Raw genomic sequence first — 25,665 nt, forward strand, 5'->3', positions numbered from 1 at the left:
GTGGGGGTGGGGCACTATGCGGGGTAGTGGACCGTCGGCCGCATGTGGCCACCGTCACGGGCAACTTAAACCTATTTGCCCGATTTCCCCCTTTTTGGGTGGCTTTAAGGCCTCGGAAGCCTCCGCCGGAATGTGGCCCGGACCACAGGAAAAGGAGCGACCGGGCCACGGAAGGCACCCGGATCACCGAAAGCAATGCGGCCCGGGCCACGGGCGGAGCAACGGATCGGGGTGGCGGGTCAGGAGCGCCGGTCGCGCCCTGCCGCCTCGATGGCGAGGCACTCCTCGTAGCGCGGCAGCAGGCCGGCGGCCTGCGCCTCCCGGAGCGTCGGGGCCCTGCGGTCACGGTCAGAGAGCAGCGGGTCGATGCCGGTCGGGACCGGCAGGCCGAGCTCGGGATCCAGGACGGACAGCGCGAGTTCGTGCTCCGCGACATACGGGCTGGAGAGCAGATAGGAGGCGACGGAGTCGTCCTCGAGCGCGACGAAGGCGTGCCCGACGCCCACGGGGAAGTAGACCGAGCGGAAGTCCTCCGGGTCGAGGCGGACGGAGTCCCACTTGCCGAAGGTGGGCGAGCCGACCCGGATGTCCACGACGATGTCGATGATCGCGCCCCGGGCGCAGTGGACGTACTTGGCCGTGCCGGGCGGTGTGGTGGTGAAGTGCACGCCGCGCACCACGCCGCGCCGGGAGCGGCTGTGGTTGGTCTGGGCGACCGGGAACAGCGGCCGGCCGGTGGCTTCGACGAAGGCGGCCTCCTGGAAAGGGGAGACGAACAGTCCGCGGTCGTCGGGGAACACCCGGGGGATGAACTCGAACGCGCCGTCGACGGCGAGAGGGCGTGCCTGCACTGGGTCCTCCTGGGCCGGGTTGGGTACTGACGCCGGGTTCGGGGTGTTGGCGGGGGCGCTCAGACCTTGAGCAGGGCGTCACGGAGCGCCTCGATCACCCGGTCCTGCTGGTCGGCCGGCAGTGAGGGGTACACGGGCAGCGAGAAGATCTCCTCGGCCAGCGCCTCGGTGACCGGCAGCGAGCCCCGGGCGACGCCGAGGTGGGCGAAGCCGCTCATGGTGTGGACCGGCCAGGGGTAGCTGATGTTGAGCGCGATGTCCCGTTCCCTGAGCGCTTCGAGGATGGCGTCCCGCCGGGGGTGGCGGACCACGTAGACGTAGTGGACGTGGGTGTTGCCCCGGGCCGTGACCGGCAGCACCAGTTCGGTGTCGGCCAGCGCCTCGGCGTAGCGCCGGGCGACGGCCTGGCGGGCTGCCACGTAGCCGTCCAGGCGGCGGAGCTTGCGCCGCAGGATCTCGGCGTGCACCTCGTCCAGGCGGGAGTTGTGCCCCGGCGTCTCGACCACGTAGTAGCGGTCCGCCATGCCGTAGTAGCGCAGCCTGCGCAGCCGGGCGGCGACCTCGTCGTCACGGGTGAGCACGGCGCCGCCGTCGCCGTACGCTCCGAGCACCTTGGTCGGGTAGAAGGAGAACGCCGCGGCGTCTCCGGTGGAACCCGCCACCCGGCCGTGGTGGCGGGCGCCGTGGGCCTGGGCGCAGTCCTCCAGCAGGGCCAGCCCGTGGCGGGCGGCGATCGGCTCCAGCGCGGTCAGGTCGGCGCACTGGCCGTATAGGTGGACCGGGAGCAGTGCCCTGGTGCGGTCGGTGACGGCGGCGGCGACCTGCTCGGTGTCCATCAGGTAGGTGTCGGGGTGGACGTCGACGAAGACCGCGGTGGCGCCCACCGCGTCGATGGCGACCACGGTGGGCGCCGCCGTGTTGGACACGGTGATCACCTCGTCGCCGGGGCCGATGCCGAGGGCCTGCAGCGCGAGCTTGATCGCGTTGGTGCCGTTGTCGACGCCGATGCCGTGGCGGACGCCGTGGTAGGCGGCGAACTCCTCCTCGAAGGCGCGCGTGCTGGCGCCGAACACCAGTTGCCCGGAGCGGAAGACCGAGTCGACGGCGTCGAGGATGTCGTCCCGCTCGTTCTCGTACTCCAGCAGGTAGTCCCACACGCGGATGGTCATGGATCTCCGTTCGGTCGGGGCGGGCTCCGGGCGTGGATCGGGCCCGGGGTCGGGGAGTTCAGGGGCGCGCGGCCCGGTCGGCCAGGGCGGCGACGGTGTGCCGCAGCGCCTCCTCCAGCGGCACCTCGGGCGCCCAGCCGGTGGCGGCGCGGAACGCGGACGAGTCGATGGTCACGCCGGCGAAGTCGGTGAGCGGTGCGTGCGCGGGTGGTTCGACCGAGTGGACCGGCACCGGAGGGCGGCCGGTGTGTTCGGCGGCGAGCCGGGCGAGCGTGCGGAAGACCTCGCCGAGCGGGGTGCCCTGGCCGGAGCCGAGCAGCCAGCGGCCGCCGACCAGGCGGCCGGGGTGGTCGTAGGCCGCCAGGAAGGCCCGCGCGATGTCGTGGACGTGCACCAGGTCGCGGCGGACCGTCCCGTCGTGCCAGAGCGTCAGCGGTTCGCCGGCCAGCGCGCGCCGGGCCATGAAGGAGACCACGCCCCGGTCGTCGGCCCCCGGCGCGGTGGCGGGGCCGAAGACGGTGGGCAGGCGCAGGCTGACGCCCTGGAGCAGGCCGGCCGCGGTGGCGTCCAGCAGGAGGGTCTCGGCGGCGAGCTTCTGCCGGTCGTACTCGGTCGCGGGGTGGTCCGGCTCGCTGCCGTCGATCGGCTCCGCGGGCGGGACGCCGACCTGGGAGGCCGCGCCTGAGTACAGCACCAGGGGCGGGCGTTCGGCACTCCGCAGCACCTGGACCAGCTCGCGCATCACGCCGACGTTGACCGCCTCGGGCCCGTCGGCCCCGGCCGTGCGCCAGCCGCCGGAGTGCATCACCAGGGAGAGCACCGCGTCCGAGCCGTCCACCGCCTCAGTGAGTTGATGACGATCCGTCAGATCGGCCGTGACCAACTCGACTTGCGCCGAGCCGGCCGGCACCGTGCTGGGCCGGCGGGCCACCGCGCGCAGCCGTACCGGGCGGTCGGCGAAGGCCGCGGTGACCGCGGAGCCGACGAAGCCGGAGGCGCCGAGCACCGTCACCAGGGGTGCTGCGGCAGCGTCGGGCCGCCGGGTCACGTCAGCGCTCCGGCCGGCCGGAAGCGGCGGCCCACCCGGGCGGTCACCGGGCGCTCGACCGCCTGGTAGAGCACCCAGGCGAGAGCGAGCGAGACGGCCAGCGCGAGCAGCGCCACCAGGAGTTCGACCGGTGCCGGGGCCGTCCACTGCTCGCCCAGTGCCTGGCGCAGCTCGGTCAGGACCAGGTAGTGCACCATGTAGAAGGCGAAGGACAGTTCACCGAGCCTGCGCCAGACCCGCCCGCGCAGCGCGGAGGGGCTGCCGAGCAGGTCGGCCGTCGCCGCCTCGGCGATCAGCGGTGCGACCCAGAGCGTGGCCAGGCCGCCCACGCCCAGTAGGTACGCGGACTCGGAGGAGACCGCGTACCCCACCAGGGCGAGGGCGACGGCGGGCAGCATGCCGATCCGGACCCACCGGCCGGTCAGCACCAGCCGGGCGAGAAGGATGCCGAGCACGAACTCCAGCAGCCGGCTGGGCGGGAAGTAGTAGACCACCCATACCTGATCGAACGACATGGACTCGAAGCCCGGGTAGGGCAGCGGGGGTTGGTCGGTGACGAGGTAGCGGGCGGTGAGTGCGAGGGCCGCGCAGAGCCCGGCCACCACGGCGGTCGCGGTCCACAGCAGGCGCGGCGGAATCCGGGTGATCAGCGGCAGTAGCAGCGGGAAGCAGAGGTAGAAGAAGAGTTCGCAGGAGAGCGACCAGCTCACCGGGTTGCCCGCGGAGGTCACCACCGGGTCCGCCCACCAGGACTGGAGCAGTCCCAGGCTGGGCAGCCAGTCGGTGGTGGTCAGCGCCGCGGAGCCGGTGGCGGCGAGCGCCAGGGCGGCGACGAGGGTGACCAGGTGGTTGGGGAAGATCTTGCCGAGCCGCCGGCGCAGGAACAGCCAGCTCGGTGTGCCGGGCCTGAAGCTCCAGGTCAGCACGGTGCCGCTGAGTACGAAGAAGAAGCCCACCCCGTAGCTGCCGCCCCGGTCCACCACCGAGGCCAGCCAGTTGCCGGTGGGGCCCGTGACGAGGTGCTGCTCGCGGAAGGAGTGGTAGAGGAAGACCAGCAGCGCGGCGATGAACCTGAGGCCGGTGAGGGTGTCGAGTCTGTCCGGTCGGGAGTTGTCGATCGGGAGCCAGGCCCGACGCTCTCTCATGTTCCGGTCCGTTTCCATGACGCCGTCACCAGACGGAGGGGGCGCAGGCGAGCAGCGTGCGCGCTTGGATGTTGACGTGCTGTCCGAGCCGGGTCATCCGGGCCAGTTGGTCGAGCGTCATCCAGCGGTACTCCTCCGGCTGGTCCACCGGGAAGCCGTCCTCGGCCTCCACGATCAGGTTGCGGGTCCGCGCGAGGTGGAAGCGGCCGCCCTCCTCGGACTGCGCCACGTCGAAGTGCACCCGGTCGGGCGGCGCCTGGAGCACCTGGTCGAGGTAGCGGGCCGTGCCGCCGGGCGGGCACTGGACGGTGGGCGCCAGCTCGGGGCCGTTCAGTGAGCCGCGCTCCGCGCTCGCCCGCACCAGGACGTGCAGCATCCCGTCGAGGCGCCTGGCGATGAAGGCGTGCACCGCGGGGCCGGTCAGTTCCACCAACGGCTGTGTCCAGGACGGGACTTCGCGGTTGTCCGCCTCGGCCCGCACCGCGATCACGGTGAAGTCGGCGCCGCCCCGGCGGGTGATCGAGCCGGGCCCGCGGATCCAGCCGTCCGCCTCGGTGACGGCCAACGGGACCCGGCGCACCGAACCGTCCGCCCCGGCCCGGGCCGAGGTGAGCCAGCCGGTCAGTTCGGCGTCCGAGTGCCGGGGGACGGCCCGCGGGCCGAGCGAGTGCAGCACCGCGTCCGGGAAGCCGGCGCCGTCCGGTTCGGCGGCCGGCTCCAGCGGTATGCACGACAGGACGGTTCGGGCGTCCATGTTGACCACGTGCTCCTGCCGCAGCAGCCGGCTGATCTGGCCGAGCGTCAGCCAGTGGAAGTCCTCGTGCTCGGGTACGTCGGCGGCGGTCTCGACCACCATGTGCCGGTTGCGCTTGTGCAGGAAGTACGAGCCGTGCTCCGACTGGAGCAGGTCCACCAGGACGTCGGGGTGCCCCGGGCGGGTGAAGTGCTCCAGGTGGCGCACCTGCGAACCACCGTGCGCCCGCCGGTAGTTGCTGCGGGTGGCCTGGACGGTGGGGGACAGCTGGACGGACCCGATGTTGCCGGGCTCCATCTTGGCCTGCATCAGGCAGTGCAGGATGCCGTCGAACTCCTTGACCAGGATGCCCAGGGTGCCGATCTCCGGCTGGACGATGATCGGCCTGGCCGGGTCGGGGCCGCTGCGGTCGCCGTCCTCCAGCCGCAGTCCCTCGATCGAGAAGAACCGCCCGGTACGGTGGCGCAGGTTGCCGCCGTCCGCCTCGAAGTACCACTGGTCCAGCTCGGCGAAGGGGATGCGGGAGACCGTGAAGGCGCGCCTGCGCTGCTCGGCGAACCAGCGCCGGAAGCCGCTGGTGGGGAACCTCGGGCTGTCCTCTGCCTGGAGCGAGAGCATGAAGCGCCGGCCGATCGACGGTGGGGTGGCGTCGGGCAGCGCGCGGCCGCCCACCAGGGCCGGTTGGCGATGGTCCATCAATTCTCCGCGTAATCGGGGCCGTTGAACGGCGACGGGGGCGAGGTCAGTGGCTCCTGGCCGCACCGGCGGGCTCGGCCGGCGCCTCGGACGGGTCGTCCGGTGCGGCGTCCGGGGCGCGGCCGGCGTGGTGGCCGAGCAGTCTGAGGACCGGCACCGGGAGCACCGTGGTGACCAAGGTGACCAGGGTGAGGATCGCGAACATCCGCGTGTCGATGATGCCCGCCTGGCGGCCGATCCCCAGGACCACCAGCTCGGTCAGGCCGCGGGCGTTCAGCAGGACGCCGAGACCGATCGAGTCCCGCCAGGACATGCCGGTCAGTCGGGCGCACAGACCGGGCCCGAGTAGCTTGGTGGCCACCGCGACCAGCAGCAGGACGGTGCCGGTCCACAGCGTTCCCGTGGTGAGCGGCAGTGCGCCGAGGTCGACCGAGAGGCCGAAGCCAAGGAAGAAGAACGGCAGCAGCAGGCCGGCCGACAGGCCGGTCAGCCGGTCGGCCGCCGCCCCGAGCCGCTCGGAGCCGCCCGGGTACACCACCCCCGCCAGGAACGCGCCGATCGCGGCGTGCAGGCCGATCGCCGCGGTGAGCGCGGCGGAGGCGCCGGTGAGGCAGACCGGCATGACGGCGGGCAGGGCTGCGCCGCCACTCGCTGGCCGGGCCGCCCAGCGGGCCGCGAGCAGGGCGAGGAGACGGCGCAGCGGCCCGAGGTAGAGCAGTGCCGTCACCAGGCCCGCCGACAGCGTGAAGCCGGTGCCGACCGCACCCGGGCCCTGGACCAGCGCGACCGCCGCGGCCAGCGCCAGCCACGCCCCGGCGTCACCGACGGCGGCCGCCAGCAGGCTCAGCCGCCCGATCCTGCTGCGGGTCAGCCCCAGTTCGTCGAGGATCCGGGCGAGCACCGGGAAGGCCGTGATGCTCAGCGCGCAGCCCAGGAAGACGCCGAAGGCGAGCCGGTTGCCGGCCGGGCCGAGGTAGTGGGTGCCCAGGCCCAGCGCGACCACCGTGCCCGCCGCGAACGGGACGGCCAGCGAGGACTGGGTGACCAGCAGGGCGCGGCTGCCGGCCTCCCGCAGTCGGACCGTGGACAGCTCCCGACCGACCCCGAACATGAAGAGCGCCAGGCCGAGTTGGGCCAGTGCGTTGAGCATCGGCAGGACGGCCGGCGGGATCAGTCGCTCGGCCAGCTCCGGGGAGAGCCGGCCGAGCAGCGAGGGCCCGAGCACGATGCCGGCGCAGATCTCGCCGACCACCGGAGGCTGGCCGATCAGCGCCACGAGCCGGCCGGCCAGCCGTGCGGTGCCGAGCACCACCACGACGGCGACCAGGAACCGCGCGGTCAGGTCCGGCTGGTGCGCGGCGGCCGCCCAGTCCCCGCCGGAGCCGCCCGCGCCGAGCTTGCGAAGCGCGAAGGCGCTGACCGCGAGCGGAACCACGAGCAGCCCGGCGGACGCCCAGACCAGGGCTCGCCGGCGGTCCGTGCGGGGTTCGGGGGAGGGTGCGGGCATCTGTCCGTCTCTTCGTCGCGGGGCCGGGTACGTGAGTTCGATCGAGAACCTAGGAGCGGCCGGCCGGGCGGTGATAGGCACAATTGCGCATTCCCGCACGGGGATTCGGACGTTGTCGGGCCGGCCGGGTCGGCTACGCTGCGGCGGATAGGCCGTCGCGAGGACAGGGGTGGGCCGTGCACCAGGAGAAGCTGACCGACCGCGCGCTCAACCGGGCACTGCTGGCCCGGCAGGGACTGCTGGAACGGATGACGGCACCACTGCCGGAGGCCGTCGAGGCGATCGGGGCCGTCCAGGCCCAGTACGGCCCGGCCCTGCCGGTGGCGCTGTGGTCCCGGGTCGAGGGCGTCGGCGCGCGCACGGTGCACGAGGCGCTGGACCGCGGCGAGCTGGTGGTCGGTACGCTGCTGCGCCGTACGCTCCACCTGGTCACCGCGCGCGAGCACGCGGCCTACGCCGCCGCGGTGGTGGCCGTCGGCGACGACACCTGGCGGCGGACCGGCGGCGAGCCGACCGCCGAGGCCGAGCGCCGGCGGGCCGAGCTGGCGGAGTTCGCCGCTCAGGGCGCTCGGTCGCCCGAGGAGATCGCCGACTGGCTGGAGGAGTGGGTGGCGGCGCGGCCGGACGCCGTCGACCCGGCCGAGCTGGAGTTCCAACGCCGTTACAAGTGGCGCCCGTTCCGCTCGACCACGGCCCTGGTCCGGACCCCGGCGCAGGGCGGCTGGAGCACCAAGGTCCCCGAGGCGTTGCGGGCCGCGCCGCGCCCGGCCGGCGGCCCGCCCGAGCCCGCCCAGGCGCTGCGCGAGGTGGTCCGGCGGCATCTGCGGGCGTTCGGCCCGGCCGGTGCCGACGACGTCGCCCAGTGGATCGGCGGGAAGGTCACCCAGGTCAAGGCGGTCCTGAAGGAACTGGCGCCGGAGCTGGCGGAGTTCACGGACGAGGGCGGCCGGGTGCTGTACGACCTGCCGCAGGCGCCGCGCCCGGACGAGGACCAGCCGGCCCCCGTCCGGCTGTTGCCCTGGTTCGACAGCACCCTGCTGGCGTACGCGCCCAAGCGTCGCGCGCGCATCCTCCCGGAGGAGTACAAGGACGCGGTGTACGCCAAGGCCAATCTGCAGCTCCGCCCCACCTTCCTGGTGGACGGGCTGGTGGCCGGGATGTGGTCGCTGGACGTCAAACGCCGTCAGGCGGTGCTCACCCTCACCCCGCTGGCCGAGCTGTCCGCCCCCGTCCGCCGGCAACTCGTCGCGGAGGCCGAGCGGTTGCTGCCGGTCTGCGCGCCGGAGGCGGCCGGCCACCAGGTGTCGTTCGCCGACTGACTGCCCGGTACTGGCCACAACTGAGCAGCGGTGGGCGGTTCGTGGGCGTTAGACAACTCCCAACCGACCGTTGAGGAGCCCATCGATGCGTGTGCTGTTCACCGCGACACCGGCCCCAGGACACTTCCACCCGCTGGTACCGCTCGCCGCCGCCGCACGTACGGCCGGCCACGAGGTGGCCTTCGCCAGCGGGGCCTCGCTGCTGCCCGCGATCGAGGCCATGGGCTTCCGTGGCTTCGCCGCCGGCCTCGGCCGCTCCGGCGACGGCGACGAGGAGTTCCTGAAGATCAAGGAGCAGGCCCGCGGCCTGCCGCCGCACGGCGTGGAGATGGACCGGATCGCCATCGCCCGCATCATGTACGGCGTACGCGCCCGCCGGATGGCACCCGACCTGGTACGGCTGGCGGAGGGCTGGCGCCCGGACGTGATCGTGCGCGACAGCTACGAGGTGGGTGGCGCGCTCGCCGCCGAGGTGCTCGGGGTGCCGCACGCGGCGCTGGACACCACCCCGCTGTACGACCTGGGCCCGCTGGCGGAGGACATCCGGGCAGAGCTCGAACAGGACCGGCGGGAGGCCGGGCTGGCGCCCGACCCGGAGCAGCTGATGCTGCACCGGCACCTCTACTTGTGCTGCGCCCCGCCCGGCTACCTGGATCCCGCCGGCACCAGGCCGGCCACCCTGCGGGCGCTGCGTCCGATGCCGTTCGACCGTTTCGAGGGGGAGGAGCTGCCCGAGTGGTTCGCCGGGCTGCCGGACCGGCCGATCGTCTACGTCACCTTCGGCACCATCACCAACCGCTGGGTGCCCGGTGCCTTCCCGCAGCTGTTCCGCAAGGTGCTGGCCGCCTTCGAGGACGAGCCGGTCAACGTCGTCGCCACCGTGGACCGGGACAGCGACCCGGCCGAACTCGGGCCGCTGCCACCGCACATCCGGGTGGAGCGCTACATCCCGCAGAGTCTGCTGCTGCCGCACTGCGCCGTCGCGGTCACCCACGGCGGCTTCAACACCGTGGTGGGCGCGCTGGACGCCGGGATCCCGCACGTGGTGGTGCCGTTCCTCGGCGACCACCTGGACAACGCGCGCCGCTGCGCCGAACTGCGGATCGGCCGGACGATCGACCCGTGGACGCTCACCCCGGAGGCGGTGCGGGAGGCCGTGTCCGAGGTGCTGACCGATCCTGACTACCGGGGCAACGTCCAGCGGCTGCGGGCCGAGTTGCACGCTCTGCCGGGCCCCGCCGAGGCGGTCGGGCTGCTGGAACGCCTGGCGGCGGGCCGGTCCGTGGCCGACTGACCGCGGCGGCCGGTCAGGAGCCGGTCGACGACACCAGGGGCCCGCGCACCGCGCCGAGCGGTCGCGGGCCCCTGGCCCTGGTGTCATCGAGTGGCGCCGGCTCCGCTCAGCCGGTGGCGTCGGCCGGGGCCGGGGCCGCCTGCTGGAGCACGGGTTCGACATGGCGCTTGCGCAGGAGCGCGACGAACAGCACGGCGCCGAGGGCCAGGATCACCGCGCCGCCGGCGAACGCCGAGCGGAACCCGGCGACCTGGGCCGCCGCGGCCGCGCCGCCGTTCCCGAGATCATCGGCGGCCCTGCGCACCGCCAGTGTGGAGAGCACCGCGAGGCCGAGCGCGCCGCCGAGCTGCTGAACGGTCTGGTACAGGCCGGACGCCAGCCCGGCGTCCCGCTGGGGCACTCCCGAGGTGGCCAGCAGGGTGATCGGCACGAACGCGACACCCAGGCCGACCGAGAGCGTCAGCAGGCCGGGCAGCAGGTCGCCGGCGTAGCTGCCGGCGCTGGGCAGCCGGGAGAGCAGCACCATGCCCACCGCGCCCAGGCCGAGGCCGGCGGTGCCGACCGGGACCGGACCCAGCCTGCCCATCACCGGCTGCGCCAGGCCCGCGCCGGCCATCACGCCGACCGCGGCCGGGAGGAAGGCCAGGCCGGCCCGCAGCGGGCTGTAGTCGAGGATGTGTTGGAGGTAGAGCGCGGAGAAGAAGAACATCGAGAAGATGCCCGAGGTGAGCATCAGGAGCACCAGGTCGGCGACCGCCAGTGAGCGGATCCGGAAGATGCCGAACGGCACGATGGGCGCGCGGCCGCGCAGCGAGGAGACCACGAACGCCGCCAGCAGTACGGCGGCCGCGCCGGCGACGCCCAGGGTGCGCGCCGAACTCCAGCCCCAGGAGTCGCCGTTGCTCAGCATGAGGACCAGCAGCACCAGTCCGCCGGTCACCGTGGTGGCGCCGAACACGTCCACCGACCGGTCGCCCGTTTCGGTGCGGGAGTCAGGGATGAGCCGTGAGCCGAGCAGTACCGTCACGCCGATCGGGATGTTGACGAAGAAGATCCAGTGCCAGGACAGCGTGGTGGTGAGCAGACCGCCGAGCAGCAGGCCGAGCGCGCCGCCGGCGGCGGCGATGCTGCTCCAGGCGGCGAGCGCCTTGGTCCGCATCGAGGTGTCCTGGAAGGAGGTGTTGATGATGGAGAGTCCGGCCGGGGCGATCATCGCGCCGCCCAGGCCCTGGAGCCCGCGGCCCACGATCAGCACCCAGGCGTCGGTGGCCAGTCCGTTGAGCACCGACGCGGCGGTGAACACGACCACGCCGGCGAGCAGCAGGCGCTTGCGGCCGAAGACGTCGCCGAGTCGACCGCCCAGGATGAGGAAGCCGCCGAACAGCAGGGCGTAGACGTTCACCACCCACTGGAGGCTGTTCTGGGACATCCCGAGCCCGCTCTCCATCGAGGGGAGGGCGACGTTGACGATGGTGGCGTCCAGCACCACCATCAGGTCGGCGAGGCAGAGGAACAGGAGAACCAGTGCGGGCCGGCCCGGCCCGGTGCCCGGCTCGGTCGGGGCCGCCGGGCCGGCGTTGGTGGATGAGTGGGTCACAGGCACTCCTGACGGGAGGACGGGCCCGGCGAGCTCGCTCGCGCGGGCGGTGGCGTCCCGGCCGGACTTCCGTCCGGCCGGTGGTGGGCGGGGCCTAACCCCCGGTGGCGAGGGACTCGGCGGCCCGCCGGTAGTCGGTACGGGTCGGGGCCGGGCCGGCGGGCGGTCGGCCCTGGCCGGCGCGCAGCCCGTCGAAGACCAGGTCGAGGTAGCGCTGCCAGAGGTCGGTCCGGGCCGAGTGCAGCGGCGCGGCGGCCTGCCGGACGCCGCCGAGCAGCAGCAGGACGTCCACCGTGGTGACGTCCTCGCGCACCGAGCCCTGCCGCTGGGCGCGGTGGACCAGCCGGTCCACCGCGTCGATCAGCCGCTCCTCCGAACCGCGCACCTCGGGATGGGCGCGCGGCGGCAGCGAGAGCGCCTCGAAGAAGCCGCGGTCGTCGGCGTAGCGCGCCGCGGCGGCGCGCAGGAAGGCGTACAGGGCCGCGCCGGCGTCCTCATCCGCGGCCAACTCGACCGCCCGGGTGGTGAGTTCGTCCAACCGCTCGCGGACGATCGCCGCCACCAGGTGGTCCTTGGACGGGAAGCAGCGGAACGCGGTGCCCTTGCCGAGTCCGGCGTCCCGGACGATCTGCGAGACCGGGATGCCCAGGCCGCTCTCGGCGAAGGCACGGGCCGCCGCCGCGACCAGCAGCTGCTGGTTGCGGACGGCGTCGGCGCGGGAGCGGGGGGCCGGCGGGGTGGTGGTCACGGTGCGGGAATCCTCCGGGAGGGGACGGCGGCCGGCGGACCGGCCTGGGCACTGGCAGTGGCCCGGCATCATGGTGCCGCACCCGGAGTGCTCCGCCGCCGATGTGACGGCCGATCGGATGGATCGGCCGGCGCCTCGGGCGAACGTCAGCCCCGGTCGGGACGCCTCAGCCTCGGGCGGCCGGCGCCAGCAGGATCGGCACGCCGTCGACCACCGGGTAGGCGTGGCCGCACTCGCCGCAGGTCAGGGTGGCCGCGGCCGGGTCGTACCGGAGGCCGGCGTCCGGGTGCCCGGGGCAGCCGAGGACGTCGAGAAGGTCGGGTTCGAGGGACATCGGGCGACTCCTTGGCGTGGTTCGGTCGGTGGTCCGCGGATCAGGACCGGGAGAGGTCGGCGGCGCCGAACCGCTGGCGCAGTTCGCGCTTGAGCACCTTGCCCAGGAAGCTGCGCGGCAGGGTGTCGGCGACCACGTAGCGGGCCGGCCGCTCGGCGGCGGGCAGCCGTTCCTCGGCGAAGGCCCGCACGTCCGCGAGCCGCTCCGGGGAGGTCAGCACGACCACGGCGGTGACCACCTGACCCAGCGCCCGGTCCGGGGTGCCGATCACGGCCACCTCGCGGACGGCGGGGTGTTCGTAGAGCCCGGCCTCCACCGCGATGCTGGACACCAGGGTGCCGCCGGTGCGGACCGCGTCCGCGGAGCGGTCGAAGAAGGTCAGTTCGCCGTCCTCGCCGAGCCGGCCGAGGTCGGTCATCCTGGTCCACTCGCCGACGTTGAACTTCTTGTCGAGGTCGGTGTCGAGGTAGCGGCGTTTGGGGGCGGCGCTGCGCAGCCAGATCTCGCCGACCTCGCCGGCCGGCAGCGGGCGGTCCAGGTCGTCGGTTATCCGGACCTCGGTCCCGTGGGCGGGCCGGCCGACCGAGAGGGGCCTGGCCGGGTCGAAGACGTTGAGCGTGACGGCCGGGGCGGCCTCCAGGGAGGTGTACGCCATGGCCAGGGTGGCCCCAGGCAGCATGGCGAGCAGGTCCCGGGCGACGGCCGGGGGGAAGGCGGAGGACGCGGTGGTGACGGTGTGCAGGCTGCCGAGGTCGTGGCGCTCGTGGACCTTCGCCCGGACCAGGGCGAGCGCGGTGGCCGGGGTGATCATCATCGAGCCGACCCCGTAGCGGACGACCAGCTCGGCTATTCGCTCGGCCGCGTCGGGCGGGGCGACCAGCAGCGTGCTGCGCGAGAGCAGGGGGAACGAGGCGGTGCCCTGGCTGGACGAGGTGCCCAGCGGCATCGCGGCGAGCAGGTGGTCGGAGACGCCCAGGGTGTCGATGGTCGGCTTGGCGCGCCCGAACATCATGTTGGCGTGGGTGACGGTGATGGCCTTCGCCCGGCCCGTGGTGCCCGAGGTGTAGAGGATGTCGGCCACCGCATCCGGCCGGACCGGCCGGACCGGGGGCCGCTGCAGGCCGCCTTCGAGCTCGCCGAGCGGGGCCGTCCAGCCGCTGAAGTCGACCGGCGGGGTGAGCCCGTTGCCGTGCAGGATGCCGTTGACACCGCATTCGGCCAGCCGGTACGCCACCTCCTCGGCCGGCATGGTGTCGTTGAGGTGCAGGGTGGTGGCGCCGACCCGCTGGGCGGCGTGGTACGCCACGGCGTAGCCGACCCAGTCGAGCCCGCCGAAGTACAGGGCGATCCGCCGCAGCCGGCCCTCGCCGAAGGCCAGCAGGCCGTGCGCGGCCGCGTCGGCGCGGTCGTTCCAGTCCTCGAAGGTGAGCGGGGCGAGGCCGTCCACGGTGATCGCGGCGGCGTCCGGTTCGCCCGCCGCGCGTTCGCGCAGCAGCTCGGTCAGCGAGGTCGCTGGCTCGGTCGGCCTGGTGTCCGTGGTTGACGTCATGTCATCCCCCTGTCCGGTAGGTCAGTTCTTGACCAGTACGGTGAGCGGCACCCGCCACACCTGGTGCCGCTCGCGGTCCGGCTCGGGCAGCGCGCGCAGGGCGGCGACGGCCGGCACGACCAGCCGCTGCCAGTCCTGGTCGTCGACGTTCTTGAGGTAGGACCAGACCCGGTTCGCGATGCTGTCCGCGTACTGGTCGGGTGTCAGATCGATCTCGTACGGATTGACCGCTGCCTCCTCGACCACCCGCAGCCCCGCCTTGGCGGCGGCAGCGGCCAGCCGCTCGGGGGTGTCGGGCACCTCGGGCTTGAGCACCGCCAGCGGGGACTCGGCCGCCACCAGGTCGTCCGGCTCGGCCATCGGGACGCCGTGCACGGTGACCAGCCGTCCGCCGCTCGCGAGCACCCGGCCGACCTCGTCGAGCACCCCGGCCATGTCGTGCACCACGTGCAGCACGTGCACCATCACCACGTTGGGCAGCGAGCCGCTCGCGAACGGCAGCGCGTGCGCGTCGCCGATCACCACCCGGCCGCCGAGCCGGCGGTGGGCGCGGCCGACCATCTCCGGGGCCAGGTCGACCCCGAGCACGCGGTGGCCCAGTTCGGCCAGGCCCACGTCGACCAGGCCGGTGCCCAGGCCGATGTCCAGCACCGTGCCAGGGAGCAGATGGGGTGAGAGGTCCGCGGCGGCCTTGCGGCCGCGTTCCAGGCCGCCGTGGTACGCGTCGTAGTCGTCCGCCGCCTGGTCGAACCGGAGGGACTCGGGGGTCACGCGGGGCATCGGAAGCTCTCCAATCGTGAGGCGGCCGGGGCGTGTTGGTGCTGCCCCGACCCTAAGTGGACCATGTGGTCCGCTTCCCTGTCGAGGGTAGTCGACGGCCCCTCGGGGGGCGTTGCCCAACATTGAGCAGAGGCCGCTTTCGGCCCCCGGTTAGCGTGGCCGCACCGCGGACCGGTGCGCACCGCCGCCGAGGGAATCCGCGGAACGTGGCAGGAAGGGAATTCCCAACATGGCGTGGTCGTTCAGTCAGCCGGCGGGGGAACAGGTCGCCGTACCCGCCGACGAGTTGATGCACTCCGCGAATTCCGGACTCATCATCCACCGGGTCGGACAGCTCGCATACGAACTCCGCGCCGAGGGCCGGTCGTTCGCCAGGGATCTGCAGTTCTTCACCAACCAGGGACTCCATCCGTACGCCACCACCCTGGTGTACGAGGAACTGTTCGGCGTCCAGGACCGGATGCACTGGCTGATCCACATGCGGGCCCCCAACGACTACGCCCGGCTGCTCGACATGGTGGACCACGACAAGGACTTCGAGGAGGTCACCACCTCCGACCGGCTCACCGAGAAGGGCGGCGGCAACTGGGAGAAGATGTTCGTCCAGGGCTCGTTCCAGGAGCGGGTGATCGTCCCCCAGCACGGGCTCACCCACGCCGACGAGGAGGACCTGGGCGGCCTGTTCGCCGCACCGGCCCGCTGCCAGACCCGGCAGTCGGCCGAGCAGATGCTGCACAGCGCCAACGCCGGCGTGGTCATCCACCGGGCGGGCCAGGTGAGGTTCGAATTCCGCAAGGAGGCGCGCAAGTTCGCGCTCGCCTGGCTCAGCCGGATCAACGAGGCGCTCGCCGGGCACGCCACCGTATTCCTCTACGAGGAGCAGTGGGGCGTCCAGGACCGGGTGCACTGGCTGATCCACCTGAAGACCCTCGACGACTACCGCCGGATCGTCGAACTAGAGGCGGAGGACGCCGAGTTGCGCGAACTGCTGACCGGCGAGCGCGTCCCGGCACACCGCGGCGGCGGCACCTGGGGGCGGATGTTCCTGGACGGCAGCCTGCGCGAGACCGTACTCGTCCCGCACCACCCCGGCGCGGACGGCAGCTGAATGGACGTCGGCATCGAGGCGGTCAACGCCTATGTCGGCAGGGCCTCGCTGGACGTCCGGACCCTCTTCGAGGCGCGCGGTCTGGACGTCCGCAGGTTCGACAACCTGATGATGCGCCGCAAGTCCGTCAACCTGCCCTGCGAGGACGCCGTCACCAACGCCGTCAACGCCGCCCGGCCGCTCGTCGAGGCGCTCACCCCCGCCGAGCGCGAGCGGATCGAACTGGTCGTCGTCGGCAGCGAGTCCGGTGTGGACTTCGGCAAGCCGCTGAGCACCTATGTGCACGAGGCGCTCGGACTGGGCCGGCGCTGCCGGTCCTTCGAGACCAAGCACGCCTGCTACGGCGGCACCGCGGCGCTGCGCAGCGCCGCGGGCATCCTCGCGGCCGGGGCCGACCCGGACGCCAAGGCACTGGTGATCGCCGCCGACGCGTCCGGCGCCGCCGCGCGGGGCACCTACTGGGAACCGTCCCAGGGGGCCGGGGCGGTCGCGATGATCGTCGGAGCGCAGCCGCGCATCCTGGCCCTGGACGCCGGGGCCAGCGGCTTCCACAGCTACCAGGTGATGGACACCCTACGGCCCCGGCCCGACCTGGAGGCGGGTGACTCGGACCTGTCCCTGCTCTCCTACCTGGCCTGCCTGGAGAACAGCTACCAGCACTACGCGCAGCGGGTCCTCGGCGCCGACATCGTCTCCACCTTCGACCGCCTGGTGCTGCACACCCCCTTCGCCGGCATGGTCAAGGGCGCCCACCGCACCCTGCTGCGCAAGCTCAAGGACCTCGGTACGGCCGAGATCGAGGCGGACTTCGACCGGCGCACCGCCGCCTCGCTCGCCTACTGCACCCAGGTCGGCAACGTCTACTCGGCCGCGCTCTACCTCGCCCTGTGCTCGCTGATCGACCAGGACGGGCCCGACGCCGGGGCCCGGCGGATCGGGCTGTTCTCCTACGGATCGGGCTGCGCCTCGGAGTTCTACAGCGGGATCGTCCCGGAGGGCGCCGCCGAGCAACTGGCGGAGCTGGACATCGCCGGTGCCATCGCCACCCGCCACCCGCTGACCATGCCCGAGTACGAGGCCCTGGCCGACGGCGCCGCCCAGCGGATGGCGGGCGTACGCGACCAGCGCTTCGATGCGGCGGAGTACGGGGACGTGTACCGGAGCCGGTTCGAGGGCCGCGGCCTGCTCGTCCTGGACGAGATCCGGGGCTTCCGGCGGAGGTACCGGTGGAGCTGACCGGGTACCGCACCCTCCGGGTGGAGGCCGAACGCGCCCTGCTCACCGTCACCCTGAACCGGCCCGCCGAGCGCAACAGCATCACCGCGGACCTGCTGGCCGAGCTCGGCGCCGCCCTCGACCTGGCCGAACACTCGCCCCGGTGCCGAGTGGTGGTGCTGCGCGCGGAGGGCGACACCTTCTGCAGCGGCATGGACCTGGCGGGCGTGGCCGCGGCGGACGGCACTTCCGCGGACGGGGCCGAACGCGGTGGGGCGGAGTACTTCGCGCTGCTGCGGCGGCTCACCACGATCGGCCGGATCGTGGTGAGCGAGGTCGACGGCGAGGTGGTCGGCGGGGGAGTGGGCCTGGTGGCCGCCAGTGACCTCGTGCACGCCACCGCACGCAGCCGGTTCAGCCTCCCCGAGGCGCTGTGGGGCCTGCTGCCGTGCTCGGTGCTACCGTTCCTGATCCGCCGGGTCGGCTTCCAGCAGGCGTACGCGATGGCCCTCAGCACCCTGCCGGTCGACGCCGATCGGGCGGAGCGCTGCCGGCTGGTGGACGATCTCGCCGACGACCCGGGGCCGGCCCGGCGCCGGCTGCTGTTCCGCGCCTCCAAGCTCGATCCGGCCACCGTGGCGGACCTGAAGAGCTATCTGCGACGGCTGTGGATCCTCGACGAGGCCACCGAGCGGTCGGCCGTCGACGAGTTCGTCCGGCTGATGGGCTCGGATCGGGTCCGCCGGCGGATCGCCGGCTTCGCCGCCGGACAGGGCCTCACCGGCCCCAGACCCTAAGGAGCACACCCGTGCAGGGCTGGATCTTCCCCGGGCAGGGGGCACAGCGACGGGGCATGGGCGGCGAGGTGCTCGCCCGCTTCCCGGAACTGGTCGCGGCCGCCGACCGGCTGCTCGGACTCTCCGTCGCCGAACTCTGCTCGACCGATCCCGGCAACCGGCTGCGGGACACCCGCTACGCCCAGCCCGCACTGTTCGTGGTCGAGGCGCTGTCCGTACTGGCCGCCCGCGCCGACGGCGCTCCGCCGCCCGCCTTGCTGGCCGGGCACAGTCTCGGCGAGTACGCGGCGCTGTTCGCGGCCGGGTGTTTCGACTTCGAGACCGGGGTGCGGCTGCTTCGGCGCCGGGGCGAGCTGATGGCCCGCAGCGGCGGAGGCGGCATGTGCGCCGTCATCGGCCCGACGGCCGAGCAACTCGCCGGGATCCTGGCGCGGTACGGGGCGCACTCGCTGGACATCGCCAACCACAACTCCGCCATCCAGACCGTCCTCGCCGGGCCGGCCGACGAGCTGGCCGAGGTGGCCCGGCGGCTGCGCGCCGACGGTCTGGCGCGGACGGTGCCGCTGGCGGTGAGCGCACCGTTCCACTCGCGCTACATGCGGCCCGCCGCAGCGGAGTTCCGGGAGTTCCTCGCCGGTGTGCCGCTGCGGCCGCCGGCGGTGCCGGTGATCGCCAACACCACCGCGGAACCCCACGGCGCGGACGGCGCGGCGGTGGCCGAGCTGCTGGCCCGGCAGATCGCCGAGCCCGTCCGGTGGGCGGAGTGCATGGCGAGGCTGCGCGAGCTGGGTGTGACCGAGGTGACCGAGCTGGGGCCGGGCAGCACACTGACCGGCCTGTGGCGGGAGGCCGCGAGCGGGCGCCGAGCAGGTTCCGGGGCGGCGCCGGACGATGACGTCCCGTCGACGCGAACTGCCGTTTCAAATAGTGAATCTGACATTAAGTCAGATTCGGGCGCTCGGCCCTCCGCCGGGCCGTCCGCACCCTCCGCCGGGCCGTCCGTACCTGCGGCCGGGCCGTCCGTACCCGCGGCCGGGCCGTCCGTACCTGCGGCCGGGCCGTCCGTACCCGCGGCCGGGCCGTTCGTGTCCGCTGCGCTGCCTCGGGTGCGGGCCGAGAACCTGGGCTGTCCCGAGTTCCGCCGCGACTACCGGGTCCGGGCCGCCTATCTGGCCGGATCGATGTACCGGGGCATCTCCTCGACCGACCTGGTGCTGCGGATGGGCCGGGCGGGACTGCTGGGCTTCTTCGGTACCGGCGGGCTGCCCCTCGATCGGATCGAGCAGGCCGTGGCCCTGCTCGCCCGCGAGTCGGGCGGCGAACGTCCTTACGGCGTCAACCTGTTGCACACGCCCGGCGACCCGGCCCGGGAGGAGGCGCTGGTGTCGCTGTTCCTGCGGTACGGCGTGCGCTGTGTCGAGGCGGCCGGATTCACCCGGATCACCCCGGCCCTGGTGCGGCTGCGCTACCACGGGGCGACCCGCGATCCGCGCGGCCTTCCGGTGGCCGGGCGGCACGTGGTGGCCAAGGTGTCCCGGCCCGAGGTCGCCGAGGCGTTCCTCGCCCCGGCGCCGGCCCCGCTGCTGGAGCGGCTGGTGGCGGCCGGCGCACTCACCGTGGAGGAGGCCGCCATCGCGGGTGAACTCCCGGTCAGCGGCGACCTGTGCGTGGAGTCGGACTCCGGTGGGCACACCGACGGCGGCGTGGCGCTCGCCCTGCTGCCCAGCATCGCGCGGTTGCGCGACGCGGCCGGGGCCGCCCGTGGTTACCCGCGGCGGATCCGGGTGGGCGCGGCCGGCGGGCTCGGCACCCCGGAGGCGGTGGCGGCGGCCTTCCTGCTCGGGGCGGACTTCGTGCTCACCGGGTCGGTCAACCAGTGCTCGCGGGAGGCCGGGACCGCCCCCGAGGTGAAGGAGATGCTGGCCGGGCTGGACGTCCAGGACACCACCTACGCGCCGGCCGGCGACATGTTCGAACTGGGTGCCCGGGTGCAGGTGGTGCGCAAGGGCACGATGTTCCCGGCCCGGGCGAACCGGCTCTACCAGCTGTACCGCAGCCACGAATCGCTGGAGGAACTGGACGCGCCCACCCGGCGGTCGCTGGAGGAGCAGTGCTTCGGCCGGCCGATCGACGAGGTCTGGCAGGAGACCGCGGAGCGCCTGCGGCGGACCGACCCCGAGGAGCTGGCCAGGGCGGAGCGCTCGCCCCGGCACCGGATGGCGCTGGTCTTCCGTTGGTACTTCGCGCACTCCACCCGCCTGGCCATGCGCGGCGAGCCGGAGGGCCGGATCAACTACCAGATCCACTGCGGGCCGGCGATGGGCGCGTTCAACCGCTTCGTGGCCGGCACCGAGCTGGCCGACTGGCGGCACCGCCACGTGGACGTCATCGCCGACTGGTTGATGGCCGGCGCGGCCGAGGTCCTGACGGATCGTCTTCTCGCCATGACCCGTGCGCAAAACTGAGCAGGATTCCACAGGCGGCCTGAATAGGGTTTGCCGAGGATTTCCGGAACACGTCCGGCGTACGCCGGAATTCGATGAGGAGGTCTCGTGGGAACACCAGAACCGGGTATTCCGTCTGCCAATCGCCAGACGGTGCTCGCGCCGGAGGAGATCCTGCACTCCGGGAACTCCGGAATGATCGTCGAACGCGTCGCCCAGGCCCGTAGCGAATTCCACTCCGAGTCGCGGGAGTTCGCCCGGGAGCTCGCCGAGCACATCAACACCACCCAGCAGGGCATCGCCAGCGTCTTCGTCTACGAGGAGACGTTCGGCACCAAGGACCTGGTGCACTGGCTGATCCACCTCAAGTCCATGGACCACTACGAGACGATGGTCGCCATGGGCCGCGAGGACGAGGGCTACCGCTCGCTCTTCGGCAAGGCCCGGATCCCCGACGCCAAGGGTGGCGGCGGCTGGACCCGGATGTTCCTCGACGGCTCGCTGCAGGAGACCGTGCTGCTGCCGCAGTTCTGGGGCATGTACGGCACCGCCGTGGACGGCAGGCTGGAACGCGAGAGCCGGGTCTACCGCGAGCGGACCGACACCGTGGTGCTCCCGCCCGCCCGCCACCAGACCCGCCAGCCGGACTGGCAACTGCTGCACTCCGCCAACGCGGGCATCATGATCCACCGCACCGCCCAGATCATCTACGACTTCCGCTCCGAGGCCCGGCAGTTCGCCCGCGAGGCCGCCGACGCGATCAACGACAACCTGGCCGGCGAGGCCACCGTGCTGCTGTACGAGGACGCCTTCGGCCAGGCGGACCGGATCCACTGGCTGATCCACATGCGCTCGCTCGGCACCTACCAGCGACTGCTCCAACTGCACGTCCAGAACGAGAGCGTGCGGGAGATCTTCTTCCGCGAGCGCGCTCCGGAGAAGGGGCCCGGCACCTGGGCCCGGATGTTCGTCCAGGGCAGCTTCCAGGACGTCGCCCTCACCCCGCATCACTGGGGCCTGTACGCCACGGACGTCCCGCCGGCGGGCTGACCCTTGCGCCACGACCAGGAGGTGCCGGCCATGAACGGCCGCAGTCTGCACGAGATCTTCGAGGAGCGAGTCCGGGAAGCACCCGACCGGATCGCCGTCACCGCGCCGGACAGCCGGCTGACCTACCGCGAACTCGACTGGAGAGCTGGCGAGTTGGCTGCCAGACTGACCGCGCTCGGGGTGCGCCCCGGCACCCTGGTCGGGCTCTGCGCGCACCGCGGTGCCGAGCTCGTCATCGGGATGCTGGGCATCCTCAAGTCCGGTGGCGCGTACGTCCCGCTGGACCCCGACTACCCGGCTGCCCGGCTCGGCGAGCTACTGGCGGACACCGGGGTCCGCCTGGTGGCCGCGACGGTCGAGGCCGCGGCCGCGCTGCCGCCCGGTGCGCAGGTCCAGGTGCTGCCGGTCACCGCGGAAGGCCCGGAGCCCACCGACGGCCCGCCGTCCGCCGCCGAGCGGGTGGCGGTGCCCGACGACAGCCCCGCCTACGTCATCCACACCTCCGGCTCCACCGGCCGGCCCAAGGGCGTCCTGGTCGAACACCGGCAGGTGGTCCGGCTGTTCACCGCCACCCGGGACGGGTTCGGCTTCGGAGCCGACGACGTCTGGACGGTGTTCCACTCGGCCTCCTTCGACTTCTCGGTCTGGGAGATCTGGGGCGCGCTGCTGCACGGCGGCCGGCTGGTCGTGGTGCCCAAGCGGATGCTGCGTCTTCCGGCCGAACTGCATGCGCTGCTGCGCGCCGAACGCGTCACCGTGCTCAACCAGACCCCTTCCGCCTTCCGTCAGCTCGCGGCGGCCGACGCGGAAGCGGGCGGTGCGGACGAACTCGCCCTGCGGCTGGTGGTGTTCGGCGGCGAACGGCTGGAACTCCGGGATCTCGCGGGCTGGTTGGAGCGGCACGGCGACCAGCACCCCCGGCTCGTCAACATGTACGGCATCACCGAGACCTGCGTGCACGTCACCTACCGGCCGATCCTCCGGGGCGACCTGGAGCGGCCCGGGGAGAGCCCGATCGGCGTCCCGCTGCCCGACCTCGCGGTACGGCTGGTCGGCGAGGACGGGAAGCCCGTCGCGGACGGCACGCCCGGTGAGATCTGGGTGTCCGGCCCCGGCCTGGCCCGGGGCTACCTGGGCCGCCCGGAGCTGACCGAGGAGCGCTTCGTGACCCGGGACCTCGACGGCGCCGGGCCCGTCCGCCACTACCGCTCCGGCGACCTGGCGGTCCGGGCGGCCGACGGCGGACTGTGCTACCTCGGCCGCATCGACGACCAGTTGAAGGTCCGGGGCTTCAGGATCGAGCCGCGCGAGATCGAGGAGTGCCTGCTCGGCCACCCGGAGGTGGCGGCCGCCGTGGTGGTCGCGCACGACCACGACGGCGACCGGCGCCTCGCGGCGTTCACCGTGCCCACGGCCGGCGCCGAGCGGGACGGCCTGCCGGCCCGGCTGGCCGCGCACGCCACCGCCGCGCTCCCCGACCACTTGAGACCCGCGGTGCACCGGGTGCTGGACCGGCTGCCGCTGACCCCGCAGGGCAAGACCGACCGCGCGGCGCTGCGCCGGCTGCTGGACGAGGAACCGGCCCCCACGCCGCGGGCGGTGCCGCCCGGCGACACCCGGGCGCAGCTGACCTCGATCGTCCACGAGGTGCTGCGCGGTACCGAGCCGCCGCCCGCTGAGGCGGACCTGTTCGACCTCGGCGCCACCTCACTGGCGTTCGTCCGGATCATCGCCCAGGTCAACCGCCACTACGGGCTCCGGCTCACCGGCAGCGAGCTGATGGGCGAGGCCACCATCGCCCGGCTGGCCGACTGCGTTGCCCGGCAGACCGCCTGACGCACCGTCGGAATTCCGGCGGCCCACGACACCACCCGCGTGAAGGAGCACAGACATGACCGCGACCGGAGCGGGACGTGCGTTCGCACTGTCCCCCGAGGAGCTGGAGAGCTTCCGCACCAACGGCTTCTTCGGTCCCTTCAAGGTCTACGAGCCGGCGGAGATGACCGGCACCTGGCGGCGCGAGCGGCTCAGCCTGATGGACCGCTCGATGGCCGTGTACGGCGACGAGGCCGCCGCCTCCGGCAACACCAACATCTCCAACTACGACCGCCACCTCGACTCCGGCTTCCTGGCCGACCACATCTGCCAGGAGCGGATCGTCGACCGGGTCACCAGCGTCCTCGGCCCGGACGTGCTCTGCTGGCGGACCGAGTTCTTCCCCAAGTACCCGGGCGACGAGGGCACCGACTGGCACCAGGCCGACACCTTCGCGAACGCCTCCGGCACCCCGCAGATCCTCTGGCCGGACGAGTTCAAGGAGTTCGGCGGCACCATCACCGTCTGGACCGCGTTCACCGAGGCGAGTGTCGACAACGGTTGCCTCCAGTTCATCCCCGGATCGCACGAGCAGATGAACTACGACGAGACCAAGAAGATGCACTACGACCCGGACCGGATCAACCGTCAGGACAAGCAGGGCACCCGGCGTGGCTTCTTCGGCTACGACTACCGGGAGCTCCAGAAGGACCCGGACTTCGAGCCTGACGAGTCCCGGGCCGTCTCGATGGTGATGCGCCCCGGAGAGGCCATCATGTTCTGGTCCACCCTGATGCACGCCTCGCACCCGCACAGCGGCACCGGCCCGATGCGGCTCGGCTTCGCCTCCCGCTACGTGCCGACCTCCGTGCGCGTCTACCCGGACACCGAGGCCATCGAGGAGTACGGCGGCACGGTCTCGCTGGGCCGCTACGGCGCCGTGCTGGTCTCCGGCCGGGACACCCACGGACACAACCGGCTGACGGACCGCACCACGCGGGGCCATGTCTTCCCGGTCCGCTGAGCCGGCCGCCGGGGTGGCCACCGTGCCCGCCACGGCCGCCCCGTGGCCCGACCGCCTCGCCCGGGCGGTGCTGTCGCTGCGGCCGCTGCTCGACGTACTGCCCGGCCCGGTATCGGTGGACGGCGGGACGCGGGCCGAGGCCGCGCAGCGGGTGCTGCACCGGACGACCGACCTGCTGGGGCTGCCCCGGATCGAGGTGCGGCCCGGCGGGACGAAGGCCACCTTCGACCGGGTGGTCGGCGAGTGCCTCGGCCTGGCGGACCTGCCCATCGACGACCCGGATCCGGTGGAGCGGACCGACGCGGCCGCGAGGGCGGCGCTCGCCGCCGACTTCGACCGCTTCACCACCCGGTTGGAGGCCGTCTCACCGGACGGCGTCCCGCTGCGCGTGCACACCGCAGGCGATCCCGCCGACCGGGCCGTCGTCCTGGTCCTCGCCCCCGGAATGCCGGCCCGGCTCGCCGAGCACTGGATCCGTGAACTCGCCCGCGAGCACCACGTGGTGACCTGGGAGAGCCGCGGCCTGTTCGGCGACCTCGCCGCGCCGCCGCCCGCGGACTACGGGGTGCCGGCCCAGGCCGGCGACCTGGTGGCGGCGATGGACCGGGCGGGAGTACGGCAGGCCCATGTGGCCGGACTCTGCGGCGGGGCCGTGCTCGCGGTCGCCGCCGCGGCCCGGTGCCCGGACCGGATCGCCTCGCTCAGCCTCTGGCACGGCGACTTCGACCTCGGCCCGGACAGCCCCAAGACCGACCACCAGCGCAACCTCCAGGCGCTGATGGAGCTGGCCGCCCTCGACCGGTCCTCGGCCGAGGCGATCCACGCGACACTGCTCGAGGCGATCGGCGGCGATGTGCCGGCCGAGCTCGCGCCGCTGGTGCTCTACCCGTATGCGACGATCGAACTGTTCGCCCGTTATTGCGAGTTGAACAGCGCGGTGATGGGGACGGACCTGCGCCCCGAGCTCGCCCGGGTCACCGCCCCGGCGCTGGTGGTCACCAGCGAGGACGACGGCACCGCGCACCCGGAGGGGTCCGCGCGGGTCGCCGGAGCACTCGCCGGGGCGAGGCTGCTGATCCGTCCGCACGGCGACCACCTCTCGCTGTTCCGGGGTGGTCCGGACCTGCTCGGGGCGCTGGCCCGGTTCCTCGCCGACCAGCACGCCCAGGCCCGGCCCAGCGGATCCGGCCTGCCGTGACACCGACGGCGGGCGGGGGCGGGGCGCGCGATCCGGTGCGACGCGCGTTCCGGTGCCCGTCCGGTCGGTCCGTCTGCCCCGGCCCCGGGAGTCGTGACGCCGGGTCGTGACACCGCCCCGCTCCTCCGCCCCTCCGCTTCCGTCCCGCTCGTGAAGGCCGCCCGCCTGCCCCGGCCCGGCCCGCCTGCCCCGGCCCGGCCCGCCGTACCGGCGCCGTGAAGGA

General features: G+C 73.3%; 21 protein-coding genes. 10 read left to right on the forward strand and 11 right to left on the reverse strand.

The features are described from left to right. Positions 1-239: 239 nt before the first annotated feature. Genes ACZ5ON_RS26580 through ACZ5ON_RS26605 form a run of 6 tightly spaced genes read right to left on the reverse strand, consistent with a single transcriptional unit; the run spans position 240 to position 7,170 of the window. Positions 240-851 (reverse strand): dTDP-4-dehydrorhamnose 3,5-epimerase family protein, encoded by a 612-nt coding sequence (locus ACZ5ON_RS26580; protein ID WP_465597691.1) that lies wholly within the window; start codon positions 849-851, stop codon positions 240-242. Between the two features lie 59 nt (positions 852-910). Beyond that, positions 911-2,020 carry a DegT/DnrJ/EryC1/StrS family aminotransferase gene (locus ACZ5ON_RS26585; RefSeq protein WP_465597694.1) on the reverse strand — a complete coding sequence of 370 codons (1,110 nt, stop codon included), beginning with the start codon at positions 2,018-2,020 and terminating at the stop codon, positions 911-913. Positions 2,021-2,078: 58 nt separating this feature from the next. Continuing rightward, a complete protein-coding gene (locus tag ACZ5ON_RS26590; RefSeq protein WP_465597697.1) occupies positions 2,079-3,068 on the reverse strand; it encodes an NAD-dependent epimerase/dehydratase family protein in 990 nt (329 codons plus the stop codon). Continuing rightward, positions 3,065-4,213 carry an acyltransferase family protein gene (locus ACZ5ON_RS26595; protein WP_465597700.1) on the reverse strand — a complete coding sequence of 383 codons (1,149 nt, stop codon included), beginning with the start codon at positions 4,211-4,213 and terminating at the stop codon, positions 3,065-3,067. Before ACZ5ON_RS26595 ends, ACZ5ON_RS26590 begins: the two co-directional genes overlap by 4 nt. 25 nt (positions 4,214-4,238) lie before the next feature. Then, positions 4,239-5,663, reverse strand: a complete 1,425-nt coding sequence (locus ACZ5ON_RS26600) for an NDP-hexose 2,3-dehydratase family protein (protein WP_465597703.1) — start codon at positions 5,661-5,663, stop codon at positions 4,239-4,241. Positions 5,664-5,709: 46 nt separating this feature from the next. Beyond that, positions 5,710-7,170: a cation:proton antiporter gene (locus ACZ5ON_RS26605; RefSeq protein WP_465597706.1), complete on the reverse strand. Its 1,461-nt coding sequence runs from the start codon at positions 7,168-7,170 to the stop codon at positions 5,710-5,712. Between the two features lie 176 nt (positions 7,171-7,346). Here ACZ5ON_RS26605 and ACZ5ON_RS26610 point away from each other — a divergent pair, with 176 nt between their 5' ends. Further along, on the forward strand, positions 7,347-8,489 hold the full coding sequence (locus tag ACZ5ON_RS26610) for a winged helix DNA-binding domain-containing protein (protein ID WP_465597709.1): 1,143 nt from the start codon (positions 7,347-7,349) through the stop codon (positions 8,487-8,489). An 85-nt stretch (positions 8,490-8,574) separates the two neighbouring features. Next, complete coding sequence (locus ACZ5ON_RS26615) at positions 8,575-9,783, forward strand: glycosyltransferase (protein WP_465597712.1); 1,209 nt, start codon at positions 8,575-8,577, stop codon at positions 9,781-9,783. A gap of 106 nt (positions 9,784-9,889) precedes the next feature. On the opposite strand, the gene ACZ5ON_RS26620 is transcribed toward ACZ5ON_RS26615, so the two are convergent. From ACZ5ON_RS26620 to ACZ5ON_RS26640, 5 genes are all read right to left on the reverse strand, one after another. Beyond that, entirely contained in the window at positions 9,890-11,380 is a 1,491-nt protein-coding gene (locus tag ACZ5ON_RS26620) for an MFS transporter (protein WP_465597715.1), read from the reverse strand. 94 nt (positions 11,381-11,474) lie between these two features. After that, positions 11,475-12,128 carry a TetR/AcrR family transcriptional regulator gene (locus ACZ5ON_RS26625; RefSeq protein ID WP_465597719.1) on the reverse strand — a complete coding sequence of 218 codons (654 nt, stop codon included), beginning with the start codon at positions 12,126-12,128 and terminating at the stop codon, positions 11,475-11,477. A gap of 166 nt (positions 12,129-12,294) precedes the next feature. After that, complete coding sequence (locus tag ACZ5ON_RS26630) at positions 12,295-12,462, reverse strand: Trm112 family protein (RefSeq protein WP_465597722.1); 168 nt, start codon at positions 12,460-12,462, stop codon at positions 12,295-12,297. A 40-nt stretch (positions 12,463-12,502) separates the two neighbouring features. Beyond that, complete coding sequence (locus ACZ5ON_RS26635; RefSeq protein ID WP_465597725.1) at positions 12,503-14,011, reverse strand: class I adenylate-forming enzyme family protein; 1,509 nt, start codon at positions 14,009-14,011, stop codon at positions 12,503-12,505. 21 nt (positions 14,012-14,032) lie between these two features. Further along, entirely contained in the window at positions 14,033-14,791 is a 759-nt protein-coding gene (locus ACZ5ON_RS26640; RefSeq protein ID WP_465597728.1) for a class I SAM-dependent methyltransferase, read from the reverse strand. Positions 14,792-15,020: 229 nt separating this feature from the next. On the opposite strand from ACZ5ON_RS26640, the gene ACZ5ON_RS26645 reads away from it, so the two are divergent. The 8 genes from ACZ5ON_RS26645 (at position 15,021) to ACZ5ON_RS26680 (ending at position 25,442) form a co-directional block, all read left to right on the forward strand. Then, positions 15,021-15,899, forward strand: a complete 879-nt coding sequence (locus tag ACZ5ON_RS26645; RefSeq protein ID WP_465597731.1) for a DUF6039 family protein — start codon at positions 15,021-15,023, stop codon at positions 15,897-15,899. Beyond that, entirely contained in the window at positions 15,900-17,135 is a 1,236-nt protein-coding gene (locus ACZ5ON_RS26650; protein ID WP_465597733.1) for a hydroxymethylglutaryl-CoA synthase family protein, read from the forward strand. Next, positions 17,126-17,911, forward strand: a complete 786-nt coding sequence (locus ACZ5ON_RS26655; RefSeq protein ID WP_465597736.1) for an enoyl-CoA hydratase-related protein — start codon at positions 17,126-17,128, stop codon at positions 17,909-17,911. The genes ACZ5ON_RS26650 and ACZ5ON_RS26655 overlap by 10 nt, the downstream gene beginning before the upstream one ends. Positions 17,912-17,922: 11 nt before the next feature. After that, positions 17,923-20,376 (forward strand): ACP S-malonyltransferase, encoded by a 2,454-nt coding sequence (gene fabD, locus ACZ5ON_RS26660; protein ID WP_465597739.1) that lies wholly within the window; start codon positions 17,923-17,925, stop codon positions 20,374-20,376. An 87-nt stretch (positions 20,377-20,463) separates the two neighbouring features. After that, entirely contained in the window at positions 20,464-21,405 is a 942-nt protein-coding gene (locus tag ACZ5ON_RS26665; RefSeq protein WP_465597742.1) for a DUF6039 family protein, read from the forward strand. Positions 21,406-21,435: 30 nt separating this feature from the next. Next, on the forward strand, positions 21,436-23,241 hold the full coding sequence (locus ACZ5ON_RS26670) for an amino acid adenylation domain-containing protein (protein ID WP_465597745.1): 1,806 nt from the start codon (positions 21,436-21,438) through the stop codon (positions 23,239-23,241). 55 nt (positions 23,242-23,296) lie between these two features. Further along, positions 23,297-24,244 carry a chlorinating enzyme gene (locus ACZ5ON_RS26675; RefSeq protein ID WP_465597748.1) on the forward strand — a complete coding sequence of 316 codons (948 nt, stop codon included), beginning with the start codon at positions 23,297-23,299 and terminating at the stop codon, positions 24,242-24,244. Then, positions 24,225-25,442 carry an alpha/beta fold hydrolase gene (locus tag ACZ5ON_RS26680; RefSeq protein ID WP_465597751.1) on the forward strand — a complete coding sequence of 406 codons (1,218 nt, stop codon included), beginning with the start codon at positions 24,225-24,227 and terminating at the stop codon, positions 25,440-25,442. The genes ACZ5ON_RS26675 and ACZ5ON_RS26680 overlap by 20 nt, the downstream gene beginning before the upstream one ends. The last annotated feature ends 223 nt before the right edge of the window (positions 25,443-25,665 follow it).

The sequence above is a fragment of the Kitasatospora sp. NPDC032150 genome (assembly GCF_055579945.1).

Coding starts and splice junctions, on each gene's coding strand:
- ACZ5ON_RS26585 (WP_465597694.1), bottom strand. CDS start 2,020: ATGACCATCCGCGTGTGGGACTACCTGCTGGAGTACGAGAACGAGCGG.
- ACZ5ON_RS26595 (WP_465597700.1), bottom strand. CDS start 4,213: ATGAGAGAGCGTCGGGCCTGGCTCCCGATCGACAACTCCCGACCGGAC.
- ACZ5ON_RS26600 (WP_465597703.1), bottom strand. CDS start 5,663: ATGGACCATCGCCAACCGGCCCTGGTGGGCGGCCGCGCGCTGCCCGAC.
- ACZ5ON_RS26605 (WP_465597706.1), bottom strand. CDS start 7,170: ATGCCCGCACCCTCCCCCGAACCCCGCACGGACCGCCGGCGAGCCCTG.
- ACZ5ON_RS26615 (WP_465597712.1), top strand. CDS start 8,575: ATGCGTGTGCTGTTCACCGCGACACCGGCCCCAGGACACTTCCACCCG.
- ACZ5ON_RS26630 (WP_465597722.1), bottom strand. CDS start 12,462: ATGTCCCTCGAACCCGACCTTCTCGACGTCCTCGGCTGCCCCGGGCAC.
- ACZ5ON_RS26635 (WP_465597725.1), bottom strand. CDS start 14,011: ATGACGTCAACCACGGACACCAGGCCGACCGAGCCAGCGACCTCGCTG.
- ACZ5ON_RS26640 (WP_465597728.1), bottom strand. CDS start 14,791: ATGCCCCGCGTGACCCCCGAGTCCCTCCGGTTCGACCAGGCGGCGGAC.
- ACZ5ON_RS26645 (WP_465597731.1), top strand. CDS start 15,021: ATGGCGTGGTCGTTCAGTCAGCCGGCGGGGGAACAGGTCGCCGTACCC.
- ACZ5ON_RS26650 (WP_465597733.1), top strand. CDS start 15,900: ATGGACGTCGGCATCGAGGCGGTCAACGCCTATGTCGGCAGGGCCTCG.
- ACZ5ON_RS26670 (WP_465597745.1), top strand. CDS start 21,436: ATGAACGGCCGCAGTCTGCACGAGATCTTCGAGGAGCGAGTCCGGGAA.
- ACZ5ON_RS26675 (WP_465597748.1), top strand. CDS start 23,297: ATGACCGCGACCGGAGCGGGACGTGCGTTCGCACTGTCCCCCGAGGAG.
- ACZ5ON_RS26680 (WP_465597751.1), top strand. CDS start 24,225: ATGTCTTCCCGGTCCGCTGAGCCGGCCGCCGGGGTGGCCACCGTGCCC.